Annotated in this window: 13 protein-coding genes; 2 read left to right on the top strand and 11 right to left on the bottom strand. The window is 52.6% G+C overall.

Annotated features, from left to right (window positions below; all coding sequences use genetic code 11):
* Nucleotides 1-118 precede the first annotated feature (118 nt).
* The 11 genes from SOM82_RS01605 to tssB all read right to left on the bottom strand — a co-directional run bounded on the left by SOM82_RS01605 (nt 119) and on the right by tssB (nt 15,281).
* The gene (locus SOM82_RS01605) at nt 119-757 is read right to left on the bottom strand and encodes a DUF2931 family protein (RefSeq protein ID WP_501083544.1); all 639 of its coding nucleotides are present in this window, start codon (nt 755-757) and stop codon (nt 119-121) included.
* Nucleotides 754-2,340 (bottom strand): T6SS phospholipase effector Tle1-like catalytic domain-containing protein, encoded by a 1,587-nt coding sequence (locus SOM82_RS01600; RefSeq protein ID WP_320461756.1) that lies wholly within the window; start codon nt 2,338-2,340, stop codon nt 754-756. The genes SOM82_RS01605 and SOM82_RS01600 overlap by 4 nt, the downstream gene beginning before the upstream one ends.
* A 2-nt stretch (nt 2,341-2,342) precedes the next feature.
* Nucleotides 2,343-4,859 carry a type VI secretion system Vgr family protein gene (locus tag SOM82_RS01595; RefSeq protein WP_320461757.1) on the bottom strand — a complete coding sequence of 839 codons (2,517 nt, stop codon included), beginning with the start codon at nt 4,857-4,859 and terminating at the stop codon, nt 2,343-2,345.
* Nucleotides 4,860-5,405: 546 nt separating this feature from the next.
* Complete coding sequence (locus SOM82_RS01590) at nt 5,406-6,038, bottom strand: Ssp6 family T6SS pore-forming effector (RefSeq protein WP_320461758.1); 633 nt, start codon at nt 6,036-6,038, stop codon at nt 5,406-5,408.
* Nucleotides 6,038-8,698: a type VI secretion system ATPase TssH gene (gene tssH / locus SOM82_RS01585; protein WP_501083543.1), complete on the bottom strand. Its 2,661-nt coding sequence runs from the start codon at nt 8,696-8,698 to the stop codon at nt 6,038-6,040. The genes SOM82_RS01590 and tssH overlap by 1 nt, the downstream gene beginning before the upstream one ends.
* A 294-nt stretch (nt 8,699-8,992) precedes the next feature.
* Nucleotides 8,993-9,484: an Hcp family type VI secretion system effector gene (locus tag SOM82_RS01580; RefSeq protein ID WP_042319939.1), complete on the bottom strand. Its 492-nt coding sequence runs from the start codon at nt 9,482-9,484 to the stop codon at nt 8,993-8,995.
* Nucleotides 9,485-9,486: 2 nt separating this feature from the next.
* A complete protein-coding gene (locus tag SOM82_RS01575; protein ID WP_320461276.1) occupies nt 9,487-11,214 on the bottom strand; it encodes an OmpA family protein in 1,728 nt (575 codons plus the stop codon).
* 3 nt (nt 11,215-11,217) lie between these two features.
* A complete protein-coding gene (gene tssL / locus SOM82_RS01570) occupies nt 11,218-11,871 on the bottom strand; it encodes a type VI secretion system protein TssL, short form (RefSeq protein ID WP_320461275.1) in 654 nt (217 codons plus the stop codon).
* Nucleotides 11,868-13,205 (bottom strand): type VI secretion system baseplate subunit TssK, encoded by a 1,338-nt coding sequence (gene tssK, locus SOM82_RS01565; RefSeq protein ID WP_320461274.1) that lies wholly within the window; start codon nt 13,203-13,205, stop codon nt 11,868-11,870. The genes tssL and tssK overlap by 4 nt, the downstream gene beginning before the upstream one ends.
* 12 nt (nt 13,206-13,217) lie before the next feature.
* The gene (tssC, locus tag SOM82_RS01560; protein ID WP_320461273.1) at nt 13,218-14,768 is read right to left on the bottom strand and encodes a type VI secretion system contractile sheath large subunit; all 1,551 of its coding nucleotides are present in this window, start codon (nt 14,766-14,768) and stop codon (nt 13,218-13,220) included.
* Between the two features lie 18 nt (nt 14,769-14,786).
* Complete coding sequence (gene tssB, locus SOM82_RS01555) at nt 14,787-15,281, bottom strand: type VI secretion system contractile sheath small subunit (RefSeq protein WP_154126898.1); 495 nt, start codon at nt 15,279-15,281, stop codon at nt 14,787-14,789.
* Nucleotides 15,282-16,267: 986 nt separating this feature from the next.
* On the opposite strand from tssB, the gene SOM82_RS01550 reads away from it, so the two are divergent.
* Together SOM82_RS01550 and SOM82_RS01545 are read left to right on the top strand one after the other, a co-directional pair.
* A complete protein-coding gene (locus SOM82_RS01550) occupies nt 16,268-17,629 on the top strand; it encodes an HdeD family acid-resistance protein (protein WP_154126897.1) in 1,362 nt (453 codons plus the stop codon).
* 103 nt (nt 17,630-17,732) lie between these two features.
* Complete coding sequence (locus tag SOM82_RS01545; protein ID WP_154126896.1) at nt 17,733-18,686, top strand: nickel/cobalt transporter; 954 nt, start codon at nt 17,733-17,735, stop codon at nt 18,684-18,686.
* Nucleotides 18,687-18,692 lie beyond the last annotated feature (6 nt).

The raw sequence follows: 18,692 nt of genomic DNA, 5'->3' as shown, positions 1-18,692 counted from the left end.
ATAAACACAACAATACTTGCATGCATTATCCTTAACATATTACAGGATAAAAAAAGCAATACCCCACACAAGATCGAAACTACCGTCCTAAACACACAAATAAAATAACCACAATGATTTACCATGACCCATATGGGTATTTTTTATCTTTTATAAATTGTTTCATACCATCGCTATATTCATAACCATTTGGAAAATTTGTTTCCCCTCTGCAAATATCAAGTTTATCGCCCGAAACCGTCGTAATTTTGGTTGACGTTTGTTCGATGTTAGGCTTTCCGTTGTTTTTCAACCAGACCCGAACTTTCCCCTCAGGTGCGAGGCCGATTACCATTGATAGAAAATAATAAGGCTCGCCAGGATTATCCCACTCAGGCTCTGTGGATTCCATTTTCTTGCTTGTATCAGGAGCAAAAAACAGCGTCGTCTCATATACCTTTTTGTCGATAATTGAATCCCAGCAAAACTTTATCATCTGTGGTGGCGCATCGGCTTTATTAAAGGTGGCTATGCCCATGCCAATACGGTCCCCCCACGTCCCCACACTGTTTCCCTGCGGCTGATCGATAGTCCGGAATACATATCCATAGCCATCTGTGTCCAGAAACTTCACCAGCGTAACCACGGCAGGAAGCGATTTTGGTGTGGTAAATGTAAAATACATCTTATCCCAGGGAACTTTAATTTTTCCCTGCGAAGAAGAATTATCACATCCAGTCAATAACAAAACGAGGAACAGACCCGTCACTATTCTCATGCTTTTTCCCCTTGCATATTCCAGACCGACCGCACCCAATTTTCATTTGGCATATTAACATAGCCGATAACCTGCACTTTCTTCTCCGCACCATAAATCGTCCTCACTTGTTTGCCATCCAGCCAGACATCCTTAAATTTCAGTCCGTTCCAGTTTGCTGAGCAGTGAATATATTTACCAATTAACAGTAATTCGTCGGAGGAAAAAGGAATGAGTGCGTTACCAGTTCGAACAGACTTTCCTTGAGCAATTGCCTTTTGGCATAAACTTTCCAACTCAACATGAATTGACAGGTTTTTATCTTTTGGAAGTATTTCATCGAAAACTCCTCCAGCTTCCTGAGCCGCATCCAGCATAACCCGCAAACTGACCTTACTCCAGTCATTAGACACAATACGTTTGAGGGTTATAGCTGCCCCTACGCGCTTCTCTATTGTCCCCGCCCGCTGCGCATCCATATCCACGATATAATCATACCAACACTCTTCCTTTACCTCTCCAGAAGGTAATATATATTCAAGAGCTGGATTAGCCCTTAGATCCGGCAGTTTCGCTGCAGTATTTTTATAAACAAGCGTATTTTCGTTAACAGCCTTCACGTTGATATTTTCACCTGCTGGCTCCGTCAGAAAGTAATATTCCTGCTCATTCGGATTATACCCACCACCAATATCAGAGTGTACCCCTGGCAATGCAAGTTCTGGCCAGGAATCTTTGATGCTATTCAGACTGAAATTATAACGAACCTCATGCATAGCGGATATCTGAAATACTTTCTGCGCGATATCTGGTGGAAGCTTCAGTTCTACGCCGGGATTAACCGGGCCATGAACATCAAACAGGTTCGTGACAGAACCAACAGCACACACTGTATCAAACAATCCCAAAAATCGAACCTCTCCGGCTGGTTTTCCGTGCTGATTTCTCCCATTCAGACCAGTCTTTATTGCTTGCTGTATAACATTGTCTTGATTCCTGACGCGATTGGCAAAATGACGGGCGGCGGCTGCACCGCGACTAAAACCAAAAACATCGAACTGAATTTTATCAATTGCACATGTAATATTATTATCAGTCACTATCAGTGCTTTTAGTTGATTAGAAATCTGCGAGATAGCGTCATCGACCTTTTTAGTCACCCCTTCGAAAACTTCTCCAATACCCATTCCAATTAAACTATCTTCTTTATCTCTAGCTGTGCCGATACCTTCTACATACACAGCCACCTGATAGTCTGTTTTTTCATCTATTTTTATCTGTGCATCAATTGTATACAACGTATTTAACCAATGGATATTAGAATAATAACCGAGATAACTCCCTGCTCCATTATCACTCATATCTAGTTTACGTGAGCAGGACTCGGCATCCTCTGCATTTACACCGACATCCATATTTGTGCATGTATTTAAAAGACGGTTATCGATATTAAAAACGTTATTCCCGGTACCATCAAAAAACATACCAATGGTGATGGTAATGCCTGGAACAGGCTTACGCTTACAGACGACTGTTTTCTCTGACACATTCACATCAGTAAAGTGCTCGCACTCACTGGCTTCCCATGCATGGAAATCACTCATGCTTATTTACTCCCTGTAGATGGATTGCCGGTTCCAATGATCTCAATATTTAATTTGCCGGGCATTGAGGTATAAACGGGCAGCGTTTTGCCATGTTCATCGGAGGTTCCGGTAAATATCTGACCGTCCGCCGTGGTTACCTTATATTCGGTATTGGGAATAATTTTCCCTTCATCATCTTTCAGAGAATAAACACCACCATATCCTTTCGGGAACGTATGAGGCGGGGTATTTAACGTGGCCGGTCCCATTTTCTGAGCATTGGCACATTTTAGTAAAATATTCCCGGGGCAACCCAGTTCAATATTCCCTCCACTCAACTTGATGTAGGCACCACCGCAGTTAATGACCAGTTCCGTTGCTGCTGTAATTTCAATTTTGCCTTCGGCGCTCGTCACCGTAACGTCTTTCTTCGCTATGGCATCCAGCGCATCATCCTGTGCCTGGATTTCGACTTTACCCTTCGCCGCAAACAGCTTCATACCCGCCTGACGGGCCAGCAAGCTGATGGCTTCACCTGCCGCTACCGTGAAGCGCTTCATCGCGCTGATATCAGCATTGTTTTGCGCCACGATCCCCACGCTGGCACCTCCCGAGGAAACGCGCACGCCTTCCGGACTGCTGATGCTTACCCCTTGCGGTGCGTTCAATACCATCCCCGGCTGTGCCAATTCTGTCAGTGCATCCGTTAGCAGTTTATGGCTCTGGATATCCGCCGGATACGCCTGAGCTCCTTCCGCCGCATCTGACAGGCTTCTGGCAATACTTAACGCATTTTCAAGCTGTGCCACAGCCTCTTTCATGGAGAGCATTTTGTCACTGGCGGATGGCTGATTGTCCGCACTAATGAATACACCGGCTCCGCCGCGAACCGCCACCCACTTGTCGGTACGCAATTCAGCACCTTCACCGCGAAGAATCCTGCTCGCATCGACGTTGTGCCCTAAATTAAGTTGGGTCTTGCCACCGTACTCGGTACTGAGCTTAACGTGCTCTTCACCGCGTTTATCTTCCATCCGCAGCTTGTTAAGGCCCGCGGTGCGGATAACATTGCGCGTGCTGTTGGCTTCGGTGACGTGATCCACATGGCGGGAATCGTGCAGGGCATGGGCGATATACGGCCGGTCCGGGTCGCCCTCATGAAAGGCAATGGCCACTTCCGTGCCCTGTATCAGCGGGAAGTGGAAGCCATATTTGTCGCCACCGTAGGGTTTGGCAAAGCGCACCGGCATACTTTCCATGCCCTGACGCTTGTCGTCACGGTCAGCATCAAATTTTACCCGGTACATGCCCGACGCATCCTGCCAGGCGTAGTTATCGTTATCTTTGGCACTGGTCACGCGCGCCATCAGGGTGCCGCTCACCACCGGGCGCTTTTTAGCCGCAGGACGCCAGCAACGGTTTTCGTAGTACGGCATCGCCGCCCATGACACTTTCAGGGCATTCTTGCGGCTGGCGGTATAACCGGCGCTGACGATGACCAGGCCATTTTCGGTTTCACGCGGCAGCGTCGGTGGGATAGCGGTTTCGGTGATAGTCAGCACCTGGGCCGGGCCGAGGGTGTAATCGGTGCTGCTGCCGGTCACCACGGTTTGAGTGGACAGGAAGCGTTCATGCTCCAGGCGCGCCCAGAAGTTACCGGTTTCGGCTGTCGGGTTAATCTTGTCGCCACGCTCAAGATGGCGCGGACGGTAGTGGTACACCTCACCATACGTGATGCCGTCACCATCGCCCCGGGTCATGTCGGCCGGAGCGGACGTCAGGATATTCTGGGCTTCACGGTGGTTATAGTCGCTGGCCGTGACCGAGCGCTCCACCACGTTGTGCCTGACATGAACGCCCCACACAGAGTTAACTGCATTGTCATTCGCCCCTGACGGGCTGTTCAGCGGCAGTTTTTTACCGAACGTCCAGGCACTCTGTTTATCCGCGAAGTGCACCACTTCCGTCTGGGTATCAGGCTGCAGGGTGAAGAAGTAAAAAATCCCCACTTCGGCCAGCAGGCGTTCGATAAACGCGAGGTCGTTTTCCTGGTACTGGTTTATTTGTTCGCGCTTCGGATACTCCGCCTTGAGAGTGAACTCATATTCCCAGCCTTTCAGGCCATGCTCCTGGAGGACTTCGGTGACAACCTCCGGTACCGATTTGTTGACGAAGAAACGATGGGTGCGAAACTGCTTATCCAGTAGGGATATAAAAGGTTCCAGAATAATTTCATACGTAACCTGATCGCGTGAACCGGTCAGGCGCCGGAAATTTGTCACCACACCATGAACAATTTTACCGACAACAGAATTAAATAGTTCCCCCACCCCCATGCTCAGCGTAGCGGTTTTACTTAACATCATGTCAGCCGTAAGATCCGGATGGGGACTGGTAAAACGAATGGTATAATGATAGAGAGAACTCATTTGTTCTAAACCATCAAAACGTTCCACATCCAATGGATAAGGGCAGGAAGGAATATCTAGCTTATAGCGATTAAGGATACCCTCTGTAATTTTAAATGTATTTTCCATTTCTATAAACCCTGTCCCGTTCAGAATGATATTAAATAAAACTTAACAGACATGATAAGTTCCACCTATAATATCCCCACTCATCGTAAATATATTTCATGGCGGATTTATAAAGTCCATAGCCTATGAACAAAACTACTATACTGGCCCCCACCAAGAATAAAGAGGTAGGATTGACAGAAAAGAAGAAGCAGTAGAAAGAATAAACCTTACTGATATCTCATAACGTCATCCCGATGCTGACTACGATCCGTAAAACAATGACAAGCATAAAGTCCTTTATGTTCATAACGATCCATTTAAACCAAGCGCCGATATAAAACTAATAATGATCCCCCCATTTCTTATGAATTTTTGGGAATGCGTATCGATAAATTACATAACCAAGACATGCAACAACAAAGGCCCCTCCCCCCCAATAGAATCTGCTCTCCAGTTCTGATACAAAAAAAAACCAAAATACAAGAAGTAGCCCACAAAGCACCAGCGTCGCGCCAACAGCGCAAATAATATTAAGCACAATAGAAATTATTTTTCCAAAAACATTCATAGCCCACCAAAGAAATACTTGCAAATCCTGCTAAACTCTTCTGGATTTAGTTCATGTATGCCACATGCTGTTTCGAAAGGTTTGACTGTATCTTCGACAAGGAAATATAAAAGGTCCAAATCCCCCATACTTTTCAATTTGTAGTAAGCATCAGGATTTCTTTGCCGTAAATATCGTGATGTATAAATTGCACGTGATGCCTCTGCGCCAATTGAAAGTACCGATCCGATAACGGTGCCCGCAAACAATGCAGTTGCTGCTCGTTCCGAAATCATATATCCCAATTTAACACCAGTGAATTGTGAAAAAAGTGCCTTACCCACACTACTACCCGTGATGTGAAGTGCAACAGAAGGCATATCAACCCGAGATATAAAATCATCTATAAATGGTTGAATAATCTTACGAATAGTTTCATCGTTAAAGGTTACTTTTTTAACCAGAGCTGCCAACCGAAACTTATCATCCTGATTCTCTCTACGATGTTCAGTGTCTATAAAATCATAGCCAAGATAGGCAAGGCTGACGGGTAAGGTAATAACACCTTTCGCCACGGCACCGATAAACCCGGATCCATCGATATTAATGGCCTCCAGCATATCTCTGGCAATCTCTTTTGCACTGTCCATCACTCCCTCTCTATTACAGAGTCAGAGCGCACATCAAACGCCAGCCCAATCCCCTCTTTATCATCCCAACTGAGAGTCAGGGAGCGCGGCTTCTGTTTCGCCGCCATGTGCATAAGCAGTTGCTGACTCAGCACCGGCAAAATCTGCTGGTTGAGCAGGCTGTCGACGTTGCGCGCGCCGGTATCCGGCAACAGGCAGGCGGCGGTCAGGGCATCGAACAGACTCTCATCAATGTGGGTGGACAGGCCGTAGTGGCGGTGCAGGCGCTTACTGACCTGGTCGAGCTTCATCTGCACGATGGTGCGCATCGCGGTTTCGGCCAGTGGCCGGAAGATCACCGTCTGGAAACGGGCCAGCAGCGCGGGCTGGAAATGATCGCGCAGGATCGGGCGCAACAGTTCATGCAGATCGCTTTCTGTAGCCTCTGGCTGCTCGTCAATCAGTTGCATCAGAGGATCGCTGCCCAGATTAGAGGTCATCAGGATCACGGTATTGCGGAAGTCGATTTCACGCCCTTCCCCGTCGCGCATAAAGCCCCGGTCAAAGACCTGATAAAACAGGTTCATCACATCGCGATGCGCTTTTTCCACTTCATCGAGCAGCACCACGCTGTACGGACGCTTGCGCACCGCTTCGGTGAGAATGCCGCCCTGACCGTAGCCGACGTAGCCCGGAGGGGAGCCTTTTAACTGGCTGACGGTATGCGGCTCCTGGTATTCAGAGAGGTTGATAGTAATGAGCGATTTTTCCCCGCCGTACATGACATCAGCCAGCGCCAGCGCCGTTTCGGTTTTACCGACCCCGCTTGGCCCCACCAGCAAAAAGACACCCTGCGGACCGTTCTCTGGCGTAAGACCCGTCTTCGACGCACGCAGACGCTGGGCGATAGCGTTGAGCGCCGCGTCCTGACCCACCACGCGTTTCCCGATTTCCGCTTCCAGGTTCAGCAGTTCAGTCTGTTCGTCCTTCATTAATGAAGAGAGCGGCACCCCGGTCCAGTCGGCAATCACGTTGGCAACGGTGCGGGCGTCGACGTCCACCTGTATCAGGGCATTGCTCTGCTGGAGTTTATCCAGCTGCTTCTGCAGGACATGGATGTCGCCCTGACGACTGATGTCCTGGCGACAAGCCATCAGCTGTTCGCTGAGGGCTTTTTCTTCCGAGAAATGGCTTTCAAGCAATGCCAGAGCGTCGGTTTTCTCCTGATGCAGTTGTTCGATGACCGACAGGCGGTCGCTGTGTTGCTCACCCCCGAGCGCAATATCTTCCAGCAGCGCCTGTTGCTCCAACTCAAGCGCCGTCAGCTGTGCTTTCAGACGAACCATCGCTTCCGGCACGGTATCGAGGCTCATGCGTACCCGGGCGCTCGCCGTGTCGAGCAGGTCGACGGCTTTGTCCGGTAACTGGCGACCCGTCAGATAGCGCCGCGACAGCGTGACGGCGGCGCGGACGGCGGCGTCGGTAATGTGGACGTTGTGATGTCGCGCATAGCGGGATTTCAGGCCTCTGAGCATCAGGCAGGCGGTGTCGTCATCCGGCTCGTCCACTTTCACCATCTGGAAACGGCGCTCAAGAGCCGCGTCGCGCTCGAAGTATTGTTTGTACTCGCTCCAGGTGGTGGCGGCGATGGTGCGAAGTTCGCCACGCGCCAGCGCCGGTTTTAACAGGTTGGCCGCATCGGCGCCGCCCGCCTGGTTGCCCGCCCCGATAATGGTGTGCGCTTCGTCGATAAACAGCAAAATCGGAACCGGCGACTGCTGCACGGCATCAATCACGTTTTTCAGGCGCTGTTCAAACTCCCCTTTTACGCCCGCCCCCGCCTGCAGCAGGCCGAGGTCGAGGGTGCGCAGGCTGACGGTTTTCAGCGTTTCCGGTACGTTACCCTCGGCAATGCGCAGCGCCAGGCCTTCCACGAGTGCGGTTTTCCCCACGCCAGGCTCACCGACCAGAATCGGGTTGTTTTTACGACGACGCGAGAGAATATCGACCATCTGGCGGATTTCCGTATCACGGCCAAACACCGGATCGATTTTTCCCTCACGCGCTTTGGCGGTGACATCGAGGGTGAATTTATCCAGCGCGTTTTGTAGCGCCGGGGTGAGTTCACCTTCGCCGATTGCAGCTCCGACCGGACGGCCGACAAATTCCACTTCACTGCCGCTTTGCGCCAGTTCAGCTTCCTGCTGGACTTCAGGGCGTTCATCCGACTGGGCATCCAGCAGCGGACGCAGGAGCTCCAGCTGGCTCCGGCCCAGCGTTAGCAGCGGCCACAGCCCATCACAGCGTGCCAGTTTTGGCTTATCGACCAGCGCCATCAACAGGTGATGGCTTCGGATTTGCTCTTCACCATTGAGGGAGGCCCGCATCCAGGCGTCCTGCATCAGCGTCTGAATGCCGTCGGACAGCTCCGGCCGCCCGCGCACCGAACGCGGCAGCCTGTCCAGCCAGCCGAGTAAATCCTGCCAGAGGGCGTCCATATCCCATTCGTAGCGGCGGGCCAGCACCGTCAGGTCACCTTCACCCTGCTCCAGCAGTTTCAGCAGCCAGTGTTCTGGTAAAATTTCCGCATGCGCCCGGGTCTGGCACAGGGACGCGGCCCCTTCCATGGCGCGGGCACAGTAAGGGTTCAGTCGGCGTAACAGGATGGCGGGATTTTCCATGAGTTTCTCTCTTTTTAAGTTCCGGACACGCTACCGCCCCTCGCTTTTCCTTCTTTAAGGAACCCTAAGCGCATCAGGTCAGGCAGACAAATTGTGTATTTTTTTGCTGAAAGTCCGCGCGGCAGACACTCAGCAAAAAATGGGCAAACTCGCTGCCCATTTGAGTGGTTACTCTAAATAGTTCGTTCTGTAGCAAGGCGGCAAGTTCGGGCATCCCCGGGAGCATAGATAACTATGTGACCGGGGTGAGCGAACGTAGCCAACGCCGCTACAGCGCGAAATATGACGAGTAACTTAGGCGGTGGTACGCTCATTCCAGGAATCAGAATGAATGATGTTGCCGTCTTTGTAGGTCCAGGTGATTTTTTCGTAGCGCAGTTCGATCATTTCCAGATGGTTGTGTTTTTCCATTGCCGGGTCTTTGATGTCGTGCATTTTCGGGGCGACTTTCACCAGCTTCACGTTTTCCAGTTTGGTGTTGAAATATTCAACTTCCTGGCCTGCGTCGTTGATTTTGTACCACTTGAATTCGGCGGATTTCAGGGTCTGACCGGTGGTCACCGCCTTGTACAGGTACGGGCTGGACGAGTCGATTTCCTTGGTAAACAGGAACGGCGTGTGGATACGGGTACCGGTTAATTTGCCGGTGTTGTTATCGGTGGGGATGTACAGGCTGTGATCCTGAGCCACCACTTCAATACTGCCTTCGCGGTCTTTCACGTCGACGGAACCTTTAATGTCCGCACCGCCATCGTCCTTGAGCCATAGATAAACTGGAATTGCCATGTTTACTTCTCCATTTCTTGAGTTGAAACGTCACTTTCATCCGGTGACGCAGGTTTTGTATCTGGCAGACGGCAGGCATCTGCCTGCGGTACCAGACTGATCTCGACACGCCGGTTCTGCGCACGGCCATCGGGCGTATCGTTTGATGCAATTGGACGGCTGTCACCGAACCCCTGCACCGCAAAACAACTTTCCGGGACGTCACCGGTGTCACGCATCCAGTTGCGCACCGCTTCTGCGCGTTGCAAAGAGAGGGGCTGGTTAAGCTGCACGCTGCCGGTATTGTCGGTGTGGCCGCTGATGACAATCAGCCAGCCCGGTCTGGCTTTAATGCCCACCAGGGCATTGACCAACACTTTGGTCGACCCCTCTTTAAGTGCCGCTTTACCTGAGTCAAACAGCGACATGCTGTCGAGACGAACGATTTTCGGGTCCTGGCTAATCGTTTTAATAACAGGTGCAGGCGATGGCGGTGGTGCCCAGTCATTCACCGCGGCTTCCACTGGCGGGATCAGACGCAGTCCCTGATACAGTCCTAACCGATAGCGAACAGGCTCACCCCGTCGTTGCCAGTCATCCAGCAGCACCGCGTCGGCACGCAGACGCTGTTGCGCCCGGAGTTTGGGAGCAACGGGCTGGCCGATCAGGTGGTGATAGAGGGCAAGATGATCGCCAACATTGCGGATCAGACGCTGGTTATTCACCCAGGACGCCAGCATCGCCAGTGCCAGGAAAATCCCTGACATCAGTCCGGCATAACGCCAGAACACCATCCGGCGACTGACGCCCCGGCGTCGTGGCAGGGCAGACAGCAGCAACTCCGGCAACGGTAAGGGACCTTCAGTCGCCGCAATGTCGGGGGGCAGAGTCGTAAGGCTGGCGATATGCTGTTGCCAAAGGTTGTTGGCAAGCCCTCTGACGGGCGTCATACAGATCCCCTGAGCACAGAGCTTTAAAGCAGGCAACTCGCCATGACGAACCTGTAACAGTGTGTTGATGGTACTCGCCTGCCAGCTCAGCAGACTGTCCAGCCACAACCCCTGACTCAGGCGTGACAGACGCTTACCGGCATCGTTGTCCCGAGTCCATTCTGGCAGTGACAGATTGCCTTGCCCGGGCTGATACACCTGAATACCTGTACGATGGCTAACAGTTGTGAACCAGACGGGCTCTGCATCATGGCTGGCGGCAGACGGTGACACCCAGGTGGCCGTCCAGACCGGAGGAATGCTGCCCGTTGCGGGACGGCACTGCATCACACCACGCTGCCAGCCCCTGAGCTGCTGGGCAAAATCATCTACAGAGGTGTGTTTTTCGGGCAGGACGGCCAGTAATACAGAGATCTGCGACACCAGGGCCGGACGGACCTGACTCAGGTGCTGCGCTAGTTTTGGTAAATGCTCTGCATCCTTAACCCACAAATACCAGCCCTGCGGGGTTTCGCGGTAAAAGGTTCCAGGCGCAAAAAGGGCCGAGTTATCCCCGCAGGCGAGAATAACTGCCCCCTGAAAATCTTCCGGCGGCAGACTGTTATCCCCCAGATCCCGGACCGCGGCGGCCAGAGACCGGGCGTCCCGCCGCTGGCGCCACAGCACCATGCCGCACACCAGGATAACCAGCAAACTGAGTGCCACACGGCTTGTGACTGACAGCGGCCAGAAGCCCAGGATAAGCCACAGCGCCAGCACCGCACTTAGCGCCGTCAACAGACTCCGGTAAGTATCACGCATCCCTTACCCCGGCCTGACAATCTGACTCACCAGGTCAGTGAGGGAGGACGAGAGGAAAAACCAGAGTGCGGTCAGTGTTGCCGCACCGATAACCCAGGAAAACCAGTACCCACGACGCCCTCCACGCAGCCGGGACGTTCTGACCACAATCGGTGCATCCTGCGCCAGCGAAAATGCCGGTACCCGCTCGCTGAGACTGCGGACCACATCCTCGCGGCGTTCATCATCCCGAGCACGATACCGGCCGACAAACCCCAGCTGCAGAGTACGGTACAGACAGGTCAGCACCGCGGTATCAGGCGCGGTTTCCTTAAGAAGGTTACGAATACGCTCCCAAAGTTCCTCCCCGGCATTCAGCGAGCCAAAGAAATGGGCCTGCAGTGGATCGCGGTGCCAGACCAGATACCCGTCATCGGTCATCCCGCGGTTAAGTACGCTCTCATCGAGCAGGGCGCACAACGCGTACATCATGTGGTCACGACTGATGTCGCTGTATCCCGCTTCGGTCAGCGCTGTCCGTGCATCCTGTACCAGTCGACAGGCCCGGCGGTAAAGCTTTTCCCCTTCCCGTACTTCCTGACCGCCCCGCAGCTGGCTGGCCATCAGCCAGCCGGGATAGAAAATACGTTCAATCACGCTGATATCTGATTTGGTCATGTACGTAGTACCGCAAAGAGTTCAAGTTTCACCTCACCGAGTGAGCCCGGGGTGTAGAAGGTACAGCTCTCCGCCTCCAGCATCGCCCTTGCAGCTTCCGTCGACAGATCCAGCGAGAAATACTGGTTTTCCAGACGCAACGGGATTGCCGCCGGCACATGGGTGAGCGGTTTGATCACCATGCCACTCAGTGCCACGTTCACCACATCGGAGACATCGTCGAAGCTGCCGGCCTTGCACAGCAGAGGAAATCTGACCTGCAGCTCGTGATTCGGCATGGATGAGCGGACGGACAGGTAGAAATCGGCCCCTTCGCGCAGGCGCGCATCATGCAGGGAGCCTTTCCAGATCTGATCGTAATGCTCAAGCTGAATGCTTATCACCCGCGATGGCAGGCTCGCCTCAAGGAGCTTATCCAGTAAAGCCAGTAATGGCGTGAACACCTGTTCAGGGGCATCGTGTTGATACGCCGGAATATCCCCGGCATCATGCTCCAGTGAGAACGTCAGCAGGCTGCCGGCAAGGCGGGTCAGTTCCCGGTACAATAGTTCTGGATGGCGGGACGGCGACTGTAGCAGCTCCGTCAGGACCGGTTCGGCACTGTTCAGGGCATTGAGCAGCCAGAAGAGAGATACGTCGGCCACCGCGAAATCAGCCATCCGTTCATTACTCTCACGGCGCATGGCCATCAGACGACGACGACGCACCTGCAGACGCACCAGCAGATCACCCAGATCGGTGACCAGCAACGGGCTGGCGGAAAGCGAAAGCATTGGCGGGATAAACGACGGGTCACGGCTCCACTGCCCCTGAGCATTACGCACCAGACGGACCACCGGACAGGTCAGGTATGCCGTATTTTCCTGGGTAGATAACCTCAGCGTGATGACATTGCGCAGAATAGCCAGCTCCCCGCTTTCATACCCGGCAAGTTCCTGGACCACAACACGTTCTGCTTTCCAGCGACGGGGGCGTTCGCTGTCCTGTCCGTTATCTAGATTGCCCCCGCTGGCACTCAGCAGGGGTAGCGCAGCAACCACCTCAACGCTTTCACGTCCGACCGCAGTGGACAGATCACAAACCGGCGGGAGATTGTCTGCGAGATCCGTATCCACTATCGTGCCATCCTGAAACTGCAGCACAAGACGGGTAGCGTTCAGCCGCGACAGTGCCAGCGCCGCATCATCAAATTCTGCCGCAACCACGCCCCAGGGATGAGAAATCCCCATCAGGGCGACCATGTCGGCAACGTGCTCACTCCAGCGGGCCTGCTGCTGAAATTGCTGCGGGGCCAGAGCGGCCCCATCCTCCCATAACGGACGATAAATCTTCATCCCTGGGCCACCTTACGCTTTCGCCTTCGGCATCTGGCTGACCAGCGACAGATTCACATCCATCCCTTCGACCTGGAAGTGCGGTATGGCAAAGAGCTGCACGCGGAAAAAGCCCGGGTTGTCCTCAATGTCCTGCACAATCACTTTCGCATCGCGGAGTGGGTGAGACGCCTGCAGCTCGTCGCCCGGATCGGTCATTTCGGTGACCAGACCGCGCACCCAGGTGTTCAGCTCCAGCTCCAGCAGACGGCGATCCTTGGTGGTACCGATGTTTTCGCGCTGAATAATCTTCAGGTAATGCGCAATACGCGACAGCAGGAAGATATACGGCAGACGGGCGTTGATACGGCTGTTAGCGGTGGCATCAGGGGTGTCGTACAGCGCCGGTTTCTGCGTGGAGTTCGCCGAGAAGAAGCAGGCGTAGTCGCGGTTTTTGTAGTACGACAGCGGGATGAAACCGAGGTTGGCGAATTCAAATTCGCGGGTTTCCGGGATCATCACTTCAGACGGTATTTTTACCTGATTGCCGGTCCCCAAATCATAGAGATGAATTGGCAGGTCTTTCACCGCGCCACCCGCCTGCGGTCCACGAATCTGCACACACCATCCGTTGTTGATAAAGCTCTTCACCATGTTGGCAGCAAAGGCGAACGACGCGCTGGTCCACAGGTATTTCTCATGATCCGGACCTTTCACCTGCTCAACATAGTTGAAGCTGCGTACCGGAACGGTATCCGGGCCATACGGCAAGCGACCCAGCACGCGCGGCATCACCAGACCGAGATAGCGGGAGTCGTCCGTGTCGCGGAAGGATTTCCATTTGATGTATTCGGCGCGGTCGAAGTAGTTACCGATATCTTTAATAGCAGCCACTTCTTCCATGGTCTCTTTGAGGAAGAATTTCGGGCCTGCGGAGCCGATAAACGGCATATGGGCAGCAGCGGAGACTTTGGAAATGTTACGCATCAGCGCCACATCCTGTGGGCTGGCGTCAAATTCATACGCTGAGATCACCGCCGCAATGGGCTCGCCGCCCGGGGTGTCGTACTCGCTTGTATAAGAGTGCCAGTATAATCCGCTCTGAATGATCTCCGGCGCATCTTCGAAATCCTGACGCAGAACGTCTTTGGTGACGTCGAGGATTTCGGTTTTCACGTTCTGCCGATAATCGGTGTTGTCCACCAGATGCTTCATGCCACGCCACAGGCTCTCTACTTTCTGGAACTCTTCGCTGTGCATCACGGCGTCAAGCTGGCGGCTAATCTGATAGTCCAGCTCCGCAATATGGTGGTCGATTAAGGTCTTATCGAGTTTTTCCACCTTCTGGCCAGACTGGCGCAAACGCTCCAGAAACACCTGAACCCCAGCGGTAATACGCTCATTGGCACCAGCTTCTGCCATCGCCGTCTCATCCTGCCAGATGCTGAGATCGCTCAGGCTGGATGCGGGTTTGAGGTTAATTTTTTCAAACAGGGAGGCATAGACGCCCGTTGCGTCAGCGCGTCCCAGTACGGTGGTCTCGCCCACAGAAGCGGCATTTTCATTCTGTATAGACATCAGCATTTTCCTTAATAGTTTCCGTCAGGCTTTAGGGGCAAGTGCGGCAATTTCACTGCGAAGCTCATTGCTGAGGGCCGGATCGCGCAATATGACTTCCAGTTCTTTCCGGAACGTGGCGTTGTCCAGCAAATTGGATTTGAGATCGCGCAATAAGCTGCGCATGGCGAGCATCGCTTTGAGCTGGGGAATTTGTCGGGCCACCTGCTCCGGTTCAAAGTCCTTCATATCTTTAAAGCTAAGACGAACGTTTTCTTCGCTGCCATCACCTGCCAGCGTATTTTCCACGGTGAGATTAACCGAGGGAGAAAAGTCGGACAGGACGCTGTTAAAGTTATTTTTGTTGATGTTTACTTTTTCACGCTCAGACAGCGGACGCTGTTCTTCGCCATTACTGAAATCACCGGTTACCAGCAATTTCAGCGGCAGTTCGGTTTTCTTTTGGGCGTTTCCTGTATGCAAGCTTAATTTGAGATTAATTCGGGCTTTCGGAATTTCTTCCTGATATGAACCAGACATGTCATGTTCCTTCACACTAGAAATGAAAATGTTTCAGACGGCAGGTTTCCCCGGAATCCTCCGCGATAACACAGCCAGACCTGCAGTAACAATTTAACGGGGCAAAACAGATAATTACGTGAAAATGCTACGCCAATTACATGGCGTAACAAGAGGGTGATACTCCTTAAATGTAAATAGTCATGAATGAAGATTTAAAAAATGGCGACCAAAGGCGTGATTACTTGATGAGATAAATTCTACTTAAGGCCAGATAATACGCCACTCACCTCTGATGAATTACTGCCAACGCTTAATTATTTTTACGTGGGAAATATTTCAAAACCGTAACAATTAACTGTAACATCGCCCCTCAAAATAAAAGCCAGATCAAAAAACATATGCCAGATAATTGACCATTAACGAGTTTGTATCAATACATCACCCCCAAAGGCATTCATAAAATATATGACAAATAAATATTACTCCGGTTTATAGCAGAACACGTAATTCAATAATTTCACTCTAAATGGTCATTTAAAATTAGCCAGTACATTATTTATTTTCGTCAATATGTTTTTTTGATGAAACCATAATTGATTCAAAATCATTACCCCACGAATAATATTTATTTACGAGATGCATAAATAATACCTCCACTGCGGAATAACAATATCATCCTGAGAAAACTGAATAGCCTCCTCGTGATGCTGCTTATCCCTTGTCAATCGCTGCCTGGAGCCCTGGTCGTCCCGCCATGCCATCATTAAAATGCGTCAGCCGAACGAGCCAGGCGGAAAAATTAAGCGCCAGACGCGGCAAAATGGAAGTCCGAAGCCATACCTTTCTCACCGGCGGTGGTTGATAGCACCCTGTACTGGCCCGATGCGTATCAATGCTGCCGGACAACTGCATCATCGGTAGCCACCGGGGAGTTCGTGGATTGATCACGCACTCTCCGATTGGGTGAGCTATATATGTGAGAGGTTATTTCCGGAAGCGCTCTCATGATGCGATTGATCCTGATTTTGCTCGGCGTGGATTTTCTGCGTTCGCACTGGCGCGGGCTTCGCCGCTTCGGCTGGATAACGCTCATTGCCGGTATAGTCATCTTTGTTGACGCCATGGACGGATCGCTATTCTTTCCCATTGAACCTTTCGCCTGTTTGCTGCTTTTCGAAGGCGGCGCCACTTTAATGGTGGCTCACAGCGGGATGGGGGGACAGCGCATATTGCGCTATGTGAAAGGGGCGACCTTTTCGCTGGCAGCTGTGCTGATTCTTGCAGGTAATCATGATGGTAATCTGGTGCTAGCTATAATATTCGGCACCCTGTTTTTACTGGATGGCTCCCTGCAAATCGCCTCTGCGCTGGTGGTGCGTTATCAACGATGGCGGCCCGCTCTGGTGGGAGGCATTGTTGAAATTGCCCTCGCTATCTTCTTCTACCAGCCCTGGCCCTCACACTACGCTGGTACCGTTCCGTACTGTCTTGGGCTGGGTCTCGCGTTTGCGGGATGGAATATGTTTATCCTCGCCAACCGCGTCAAAGTCGCGGCCGCCAATCCCGGCCTGAAAGGCGAGGAGTATATGAAGGAAGCGGATACTCATCCTCCCGCCGTCGTGGAATGGGACGGTCCGCCAGACGATAACGAAAAAGCGCTTACCGTGCACGTCTGGACACCGGTTGGCTCGGCGCCAGGTGAAACCCTTTCCCGTCCGGTCATCAATCGCTATATTGCAGCGGTGGATCAAAATGGCATTATTTCTACCGGCCATGCTGCGCTGGAATCGCCGGGTGGGATCTATATCAGCCTCTACCCTGCAGTGCTGATTGATCGCTCGCCTGATGCTTTCGCCCGTCTGTTAAGGGCCACGCCGGAAAATAACGTCCCAGGGCTGTTTCAGCCGGATTATGCAACTGAATCCGTGCAATGGTGCCCCTCAACAAGACAAGTGCGCATTCGCAATTACAGCGAAACGCGTCTGATAGCCTTCTGGGAAAGCTATCGTCAGAACGAATCCTATAATTTGACGCATCGAAACTGCTCCAGCAGTGTCGCAAGAGCACTCGAAGCCGCGCTGGAGGGTTCCGTCGGCAGGCTATGGCAACGCCGTGGATTCTGGCTCGCGATAGGAAAATTGATGTCCACACCGGAGCTATGGGTAGCACTGCAATTACGTAAACGCGCCGAGACAATGGCCTGGACGCCGGGGCTGGTGCTGGATTACGCCCGAGCGCTGAGCATGCTCGCCGATCCGCGACCAACAGGCTGGTTCAACACGCTGAATCGGGCACTTAAAAAGATGTTCAACCGCCGGCTTGCATGGGTAAAAGGCAAAAGTGGTGAAGGGATGACGGGGGATTAACCCCCTGTCCGTATCTTGTCGCTCAGTAACAACCGAGAGAAACAGCCGTCACCACACGGTGACAAACGCTATACTTCCCCCAAATTTTCCCGCAGGCCAAATCATGATCACACAACGTCTTACGCGTGACTGGCGTCTTCCCACTGCCGGACTGATGGCACTGGTGATTCTGTTTGCAGGTTTTACCCTGCACGCGCACTGGAACACGTTTATTCAGTGGTGTCTCGCGACGCAAATAACGCTCCACCGCTATCTGGTGATGTATCTCTTGCAACTGAATAACCAGCAATACAGCGGTGGGCTGTGGCTGCTGACCGGCTCCTTCTTTTATGGGGTACTGCACGCCATCGGACCCGGCCACGGCAAATTTATCGTCACAGCCTACCTGAGCACCAATAAAGAGAGCCTTCTGGCGGCACGCGTCGTGCCCTTTGTCGGGAGTCTGATGCAGGGCGTCAGCGCCATTTTGTTTGTTTTTATCCTGGCCGTAGGGTTTAACCTCGCCTCGGGCGATCTGAGTACCAGCCGCTGGTACGTAGAGAAAATCAGCGCACTGCTGATCGGCGCGTTCGGTGCTTTTATCATTTACCATGCGCTGAAAAGCCTGCGTCCGCGCCAGATGACCATCGCGTCTCTCAGGCCTCTTCACCAGCACGATGAGCAGTGCGGCTGCGGACATCATGGCGCAGGCGTCGATCTCAGCCAGGGAGACTGGAAAACCCGTCTCGGCGTCATTCTGGCGATTGGCGCGCGCCCGTGTAGCGGAGCAATAATGATTTTACTGTTCTCAAATGCGCTGGGAATTGTCACATGGGGGATTGCCGCGGTGATGACCATGTCGTTCGGCACAGCGCTGTCGATTATGGGGCTTTCGCTGGCGGTACGCTTTGCGCGGGAGCGGACGGTTGCTTTCTTCGGTGACCGTTCAGGTTTGAGCTGGCTGATGCCCTGCGCGAAGATTATCGGGGGCGTGATTCTGATTCTGTTCGCAACCGTCTTGTTCTTAACGGTGATTCCGGTCAGTGCCAACGGCGACTATATCGCTGCGGGCTGTTAAAAAAAA

The organism is Lelliottia sp. CFBP8978, from assembly GCF_034046055.2.
GTDB lineage: Bacteria > Pseudomonadota > Gammaproteobacteria > Enterobacterales > Enterobacteriaceae > Enterobacter.
The sequence above is the reverse complement of the archived record's forward strand: the minus strand, read 5'-3'. Positions and strand labels throughout refer to the sequence as shown.

Bases quoted from the DNA above. Each gene is read 5' to 3' on its own strand.
- tssB (WP_154126898.1), bottom strand. From the start codon at position 15,281: ATGTCTGGTTCATATCAGGAAGAAATTCCGAAAGCCCGAATTAATCTC.
- SOM82_RS01600 (WP_320461756.1), bottom strand. From the start codon at position 2,340: ATGAGTGATTTCCATGCATGGGAAGCCAGTGAGTGCGAGCACTTTACT.
- SOM82_RS01595 (WP_320461757.1), bottom strand. From the start codon at position 4,859: ATGGAAAATACATTTAAAATTACAGAGGGTATCCTTAATCGCTATAAG.
- SOM82_RS01580 (WP_042319939.1), bottom strand. From the start codon at position 9,484: ATGGCAATTCCAGTTTATCTATGGCTCAAGGACGATGGCGGTGCGGAC.
- SOM82_RS01550 (WP_154126897.1), top strand. From the start codon at position 16,268: ATGATGCGATTGATCCTGATTTTGCTCGGCGTGGATTTTCTGCGTTCG.
- tssH (WP_501083543.1), bottom strand. From the start codon at position 8,698: ATGGAAAATCCCGCCATCCTGTTACGCCGACTGAACCCTTACTGTGCC.
- SOM82_RS01590 (WP_320461758.1), bottom strand. From the start codon at position 6,038: ATGGACAGTGCAAAAGAGATTGCCAGAGATATGCTGGAGGCCATTAAT.
- tssL (WP_320461275.1), bottom strand. From the start codon at position 11,871: ATGACCAAATCAGATATCAGCGTGATTGAACGTATTTTCTATCCCGGC.
- tssC (WP_320461273.1), bottom strand. From the start codon at position 14,768: ATGCTGATGTCTATACAGAATGAAAATGCCGCTTCTGTGGGCGAGACC.
- SOM82_RS01545 (WP_154126896.1), top strand. From the start codon at position 17,733: ATGATCACACAACGTCTTACGCGTGACTGGCGTCTTCCCACTGCCGGA.
- tssK (WP_320461274.1), bottom strand. From the start codon at position 13,205: ATGAAGATTTATCGTCCGTTATGGGAGGATGGGGCCGCTCTGGCCCCG.
- SOM82_RS01605 (WP_501083544.1), bottom strand. From the start codon at position 757: ATGAGAATAGTGACGGGTCTGTTCCTCGTTTTGTTATTGACTGGATGT.
- SOM82_RS01575 (WP_320461276.1), bottom strand. From the start codon at position 11,214: ATGCGTGATACTTACCGGAGTCTGTTGACGGCGCTAAGTGCGGTGCTG.